Annotated in this window: 5 protein-coding genes; 1 reads left to right on the forward strand and 4 read right to left on the reverse strand. The window is 46.9% G+C overall.

Going from position 1 to position 5,813, the window contains the following annotated elements:
* Nucleotides 1–114: 114 nt before the first annotated feature.
* The 4 genes from QVA83_RS02195 to glnK form a co-directional block, all read right to left on the reverse strand.
* Nucleotides 115–1,041 carry a Dyp-type peroxidase gene (locus QVA83_RS02195; protein ID WP_287498091.1) on the reverse strand — a complete coding sequence of 309 codons (927 nt, stop codon included), beginning with the start codon at nt 1,039–1,041 and terminating at the stop codon, nt 115–117.
* Between the two features lie 182 nt (nt 1,042–1,223).
* Nucleotides 1,224–2,915, reverse strand: a complete 1,692-nt coding sequence (ggt, locus tag QVA83_RS02200) for a gamma-glutamyltransferase (RefSeq protein ID WP_156077797.1) — start codon at nt 2,913–2,915, stop codon at nt 1,224–1,226.
* Nucleotides 2,916–3,136: 221 nt separating this feature from the next.
* Nucleotides 3,137–4,384, reverse strand: a complete 1,248-nt coding sequence (locus QVA83_RS02205) for an ammonium transporter AmtB (protein WP_014948004.1) — start codon at nt 4,382–4,384, stop codon at nt 3,137–3,139.
* A gap of 32 nt (nt 4,385–4,416) precedes the next feature.
* Nucleotides 4,417–4,755 (reverse strand): P-II family nitrogen regulator, encoded by a 339-nt coding sequence (gene glnK, locus QVA83_RS02210; protein WP_012516988.1) that lies wholly within the window; start codon nt 4,753–4,755, stop codon nt 4,417–4,419.
* 281 nt (nt 4,756–5,036) lie between these two features.
* Between glnK and QVA83_RS02215 the strand changes: the two genes are divergently transcribed.
* Nucleotides 5,037–5,813 (forward strand): hypothetical protein (locus QVA83_RS02215; protein ID WP_287498092.1); only part of this gene is annotated, 777 nt, incomplete at its 3' end.

Consider the following 5,813-nt stretch of genomic DNA (forward strand, 5'->3'; position numbering starts at 1 on the left):
TCAAAAGCGCATGACGCTGCCGTCATTGAGCAAACTCTTGCTGCAGCTGATAAAGTATTTTCAACGCTTTAATTCGCTCTCGAAAAAAAGGCACTGAATAGTGCCTTTTTCGTTTTAGGTTTCTGATAATTTTGCCTGCTGGCGAATAAAGTTAACGGATGGCGCGAAAAACGCGGCGCCCGTTTCAGCGCTGGTAAAATCTAGCCATCTGTCATAATCGCCTTCACCATTGCCGTATATTTGGCTATGGAGCATCTGTTTAAAAGGCCGCGCACTGGCGCTGCAACTCACAAAGAACAACCCTTGGGAGGCCATATCACCGTATGGCATGCCTTGCTTTATTAACCTTGGCTCATCGCCATCTGGCGCAACTGTGCTTGCTCTTACACAGTGCGATGACTCAGACTGTTCGCTACTTACCAAATTGTGTTCTTGCGTGGTGCCCATCACTTGTTCTTGCTGACGGCTTGAAAGACTATTCCAGCGCCTTAAATCATGGCGATAGCGTTGTATGTGAACATAGCTGCCACCGCTAAAATCAGGATCATCTTCGCCAATAATCCCGACTTGTCTGCGCTTCATTCCACGTGGATTGTCTGCGCCATAAAGAAAACCATTGAGGTCACGGCCATCTAAGTACCTAAACCCTCTTATCTGCTCCACCAGTTCTACATGAATACGCAACAAATCCATCACTTCAATGCCAACCGCATGGCAAATATCCAGCCTATCAGCGCGAATTTGAATGAAGAGATCGCAAGGCATGGTGGGGGCACTTCTATCGTCACACTGCATATCAGGAAAAGGGGCAAGCTCAACAGGTATCAAACCGGGGTATACCTCAGCCCAGTAACCGGTGCCAATAGCGACAACCCCGGTTACCATGGCTTCGTAGTGCTCATTCTCAAAATGCTCGAATATATCCAGCACGCGAGATAGTTTGGCGCGTACGGCTTGGCTATCGTCATCAATGACGTTCAGTAATAAATACTGTGCATGTAAATTTGGCTCAGCGCAGAGGCCTTTTTGTGGTTGTGTCATTGCCGCTCTTGTTGTTATTAACGCCTTGTTCTGACGTTTCGCTGCTGGCGATCATTCGCCGCGCTTTGTTGTGCGAACCTTATCGTAAAGTGTAGCGGCTGCTTCAAACTTTGAAACCCTTTAAAGCGAAGCAGCAAACGGGAACAAATTAACTCCGCCGCCTATTATTTACACTAGTGTGCTTAATAGCCCGCGGCTTGTCCATCTTTTCGCGTTTCTGAAGCGCCAAAATAGACACCTTTCTGCTCGTCCCAAGCGATGGCCTGATAGCCACCGAACGCGCCTACCACGCGTTGAAGCTTATGCCCCCGCTCCATGAGTTCTCGCTGAACGGTTTCACTGAACCCCGATTCTAAGCTCACATAGCCACCATCAGTCATCAACGCGCCCGTTGGGCTACTCGACCCACTGTGCAGTATGCGTGGAGCATCCCCCGCTTCCTGCAAATTCATTCCGAAGTCGAGAATGTTTACAATAATTTGCGCATGCATTTGAGGCTGAGTTCCACCGCCCATCACGCCAAAGCTCATCACTGGCTTACCGTTTCTTGTTACAAAAGCCGGGATAATGGTGTGAAATGGACGTTTTCCCGGGCGATATTCATTAAAGTGCCCTTCTTCAAGCGTAAACATCTCACCTCTATTTTGAAGAATAAAACCTAGCCCTGGAGGTGTCATGCCTGAGCCCATTCCGCGGTAGTTACTTTGAATTAAGGACACCATATTGCCCTCTTTATCAGCAACGGTCAGATAAATGGTATCCCCTTCATAAATACCCGCATCGACCCTATTCGCAGCATGTTCATTATCAATTAACTTTTGGCGCTTAGCGGCATACTCTTTCGAAATTAGCCAGTCGACTGGAATATCGTTGAAGTCTGGATCCGCATAGAACTTAGCGCGATCTTCGAAGGCGAGCTTCTTGGCTTCAACAAAGGTATGGATGTAGTCTGCTGAGTTAAACCCCATTCCTTCGATATCATAGTGCTCAAGCACATTAAGAATCTGTAGTGCCGCTATGCCTTGTCCGTTGGGCGGAAGTTCCCACACATCATACCCGCGATAGTTAGCAGAGACGGGCTCTACCCACTCCGAGGTATGTGATGACAAATCCTGGTATGACAAAAAGCCGCCTTGGGACTTCATGTAAGCATCGATAGTGCGTGCGATATCGCCCTTATAAAAAGCATCTCGCCCGCCTGTTGCAATCTTTTCATAGGTCACAGCTAAGCCAGGGTTTTTAAAAACATCGCCTTTTTGCGGAACTTTCCCGTCGATAAGAAAAGTCTCTGCAAAACCGTCATAGTGACCAATTCGCTCTTGATTCATCTGCCAGTAGTAGGCAATAACTTCTGAAACAGGAAACCCCTCACGGGCATATTTGATAGATGGGGTAAGCAGCGCAGACATAGGCAGCTTGCCAAATTTTTCGTGTAGTGCAAACCAGCCATCTACAGCGCCAGGGACAGAAACGGGTAGCGGACCAAATTTTGGAATTTGATGCAAACCACGCTCGGCAAACACCGCTTTGGTTAACTGTCTGGGTGAACGGCCAGAAGCGTTTAAACCGACTAGCTTTTCTTCTTTTGCATCCCACACAATAGCAAATAGGTCGCCGCCAATACCGCTGCCTGTAGGCTCAACTAAACCTAACATGGCATTGGCTGCAATAGCTGCATCAACTGCACTGCCGCCTTGTTTTAAAATATCCAACGCCACTTGCGTAGCTAATGGTTGGCTTGTTGCTGCCATGCCGTTCTTTGCAATAACTTCTGAGCGACTTGCAAAGGGTTGCCCCGTTATTCTGTCATAGCCCAAACAGCTGATACTAAAGAAAGCCAGTATCAAAGGTAGAAGTCGCACACTTGCAGTCATAACCGTCCTTTTACTAAAACGTTGCCGATAATAAATCTAGCGTTAGTTTATCGATTCATAGTGTAGCGTTATTGTCACATTACGCCTAGGCTCTTTTCCTAAGCTCAATAATGGTCTTAAAACACATTGCATGAAACGAAAAAAGCCCCGCATTAGCGGGGCTTAAACGAAGTAAAAAGGCATTATTGTTATTGTTGTTTCGTTGCCTAATCGAGACTCTCTTACGAACGGCTGCTTGTGAAGTCTGGGTATGCTTCCAGACCACATTCGCTCATGTCTACGCCGTCGAATTCTTCTTCTTCGCTCACACGTACACCCATAACCGCTTTAATCACTAGCCATACCACTAGGCTCACTACGAATACCCATACAAAGATAGTCGCTGCACCAATTAGCTGACCAGAGATGCTTGAACCATCGTTAGTGAAAGGTACAAGGATAAGACCTAGAAGACCTACCACGCCGTGAACTGAAATTGCGCCCACTGGATCGTCAATCTTAAGCTTGTCTAGTGCAACAATGCTAAGCACTACTAAAATACCACCAAGGCCGCCGAACAAAGTAGCTTGTAATGGTGTAGGTGTTGAAGGCTCTGCTGTAATAGCCACAAGACCGGCTAGTGCACCGTTAAGTACCATAGTTAGGTCAGCTTTACCGAATAGAATGCGTGCTACGATAAGTGCAGCAATTGCACCACCAGCAGCTGCAGCATTTGTGTTCATAAATACAATCGCTACTGAGTTTGCACTTTCAACAGTTGCAGTAGCCAGTACTGAACCGCCGTTGAAGCCAAACCAACCCATCCACAGGATAAATGTACCTAAAGTTGCAAGCGGTAAGTTTGCACCTGGAATCGCGTTTACTTTACCGTCAGCGGTGTATTTACCCTTACGAGCACCAAGCACAAGAACACCAGCAAGAGCAGCAGCTGCACCAGCCATGTGAACAATACCTGAACCTGCAAAGTCAGAGAAACCAAGGTCGCCAAGCGTATACATACCGAATACTGCTTCGCCGCCCCATGTCCAAGCACCTTCCATTGGATAGATGAAGCCCGTCATAACAACTGCGAACGCTAGGAATGCCCAAAGCTTCATACGCTCAGCTACCGCACCAGATACGATAGACATTGCTGTTGCAACAAATACTACTTGGAAGAAGAAGTCAGCAGAAGGTGCATATGTTGCTGGCTCTTCAGCGACACCTGTTGCGCCATCAGCCATGATACCGCTTAGGAATGGACCCCAGTCGCCGCCACCGTACATAATGCCGTAACCGCAAATCATGTACATAGTGCAAGCGATAGCGAATAGCGCCACGTTTTTAGTTAGAATTTCTGTGGTGTTTTTCGCTCGAACAAGACCTGCTTCAAGCATCGCAAAACCTGCAGCCATCCACATAACCAGTGCACCGCAGATTAGAAAATAAAAGGTATCTAGCGCATACCCAAGTTCAAAAGTGATTTCCATTATGGTTTTCTCCGCAAATATATCGTTGTGGCTTACAGCGCGTCGCTATCCGACTCACCAGTTCGAATACGAACGGCATGTTCAAGGTCGTAAACAAACACCTTGCCGTCTCCAATTTTGCCTGTTTTGGCAGCGCCAACGATGGCTTCTACCAGGCGCTCTACTTGATCATCCTGAACAGCAATTTCCAGTTTGACTTTAGGTAGAAAATCCACCTGATATTCCGCTCCGCGGTAAAGTTCAGTGTGTCCTTTTTGACGTCCAAAGCCCTTCACTTCGGTCACGGTCAAACCGTCGATACCGATTTCTGAAATGGCTTCACGAACATCATCTAGCTTGAACGGCTTGATGATCGCTGTGACTAGTTTCATGAGTTGCTCCCAGTTTGTTTTGGTTATTCTGTGATTTATGGTCGTGTTTCCAACTATGGGAAGATAAACCAAGAGCCATGCCACAAATGATTAGCCAAATAAATCAAATACATACAAGCAAACGCTTCATGAACGCACAAAAATAATGCACACTAATGGTGCACTGTTAAAAATTTGCCCAATTTTGAAGCGGTATGAGGTTGCGGTAAGGTGAGAGGACTAAAAAGTGCGATGAAATTAGGATGGAACTATTCGATAGGGCCCATGGTCTGTTGTTTACTATGACGACTATCACCCCATCTTTCTTTGCGCCTGAGCGCAGCATTGAACACCATTCCGTTGCAAAGAAAACGGCGTGGCGCCCACTATTAATTTCGGGCTGTGCACATGTGTTTGGGATCATCGTAGTGGTCATACTTTCTCAAATGGGCATCAACAACCAAAAAGCACGAGTAAATGTTTTGGAGCGAACGCCGGAGATAAGCGCCAGACTGTACTATCCCCCCGTTCCACGCCCTCCTGCCCAAGCTAAACCACAAGAAACTAAACCAATCGATGTTTCCCCTAAAAGGCAAGAAATTGAGTTGAAGCCTGACGCAACCAAAGCGACTGAAGCACTTGATAGTAAGAATGAAATTGTAGAAAGCCCTGCGCCCAAGCAGCAGAAAAATGCTGAGCCCGATACACTGCAGGTACCCGTTGAAAGTAAGCCGACTAATACACTGCCGTCGCCCACTTTATCAAAAGACGCAAATCGGCGCGCAGGCTCGTTGAATCTGTCGGTAAAAGATGGCGCAGCCCTCTACTTTGAAAAGTATCACAGTGACAAAGTCGCTGAAGACGCAGAACAGGCAGCAAAAGCATTTCAAGAGCGTAAAAATAGTGCTGTGCTTAGCGGGCCAAGCACACAGCAAATACAAGCTAATAAAAATCGACGCCCTTCAAAACGCGTAAACTGTAGCAGTACGACCAATAAAACTTTGGCGATATTGAGTGGAATTGCTGGTGGAACCTTAGAATGCACCAAAATGGACGACCACAAACGTTTTATAGAAGCC

This window comes from Alteromonas sp. AO-Serp, assembly GCF_017849675.1.
GTDB lineage: Bacteria > Pseudomonadota > Gammaproteobacteria > Enterobacterales > Alteromonadaceae > Alteromonas > Alteromonas macleodii.

Excerpts from the sequence above, each read along its gene's own strand:
- ggt (WP_156077797.1), bottom strand. The coding sequence starts at position 2,915 with ATGACTGCAAGTGTGCGACTTCTACCTTTGATACTGGCTTTCTTTAGT.
- QVA83_RS02195 (WP_287498091.1), bottom strand. The coding sequence starts at position 1,041 with ATGACACAACCACAAAAAGGCCTCTGCGCTGAGCCAAATTTACATGCA.
- glnK (WP_012516988.1), bottom strand. The coding sequence starts at position 4,755 with ATGAAACTAGTCACAGCGATCATCAAGCCGTTCAAGCTAGATGATGTT.
- QVA83_RS02205 (WP_014948004.1), bottom strand. The coding sequence starts at position 4,384 with ATGGAAATCACTTTTGAACTTGGGTATGCGCTAGATACCTTTTATTTT.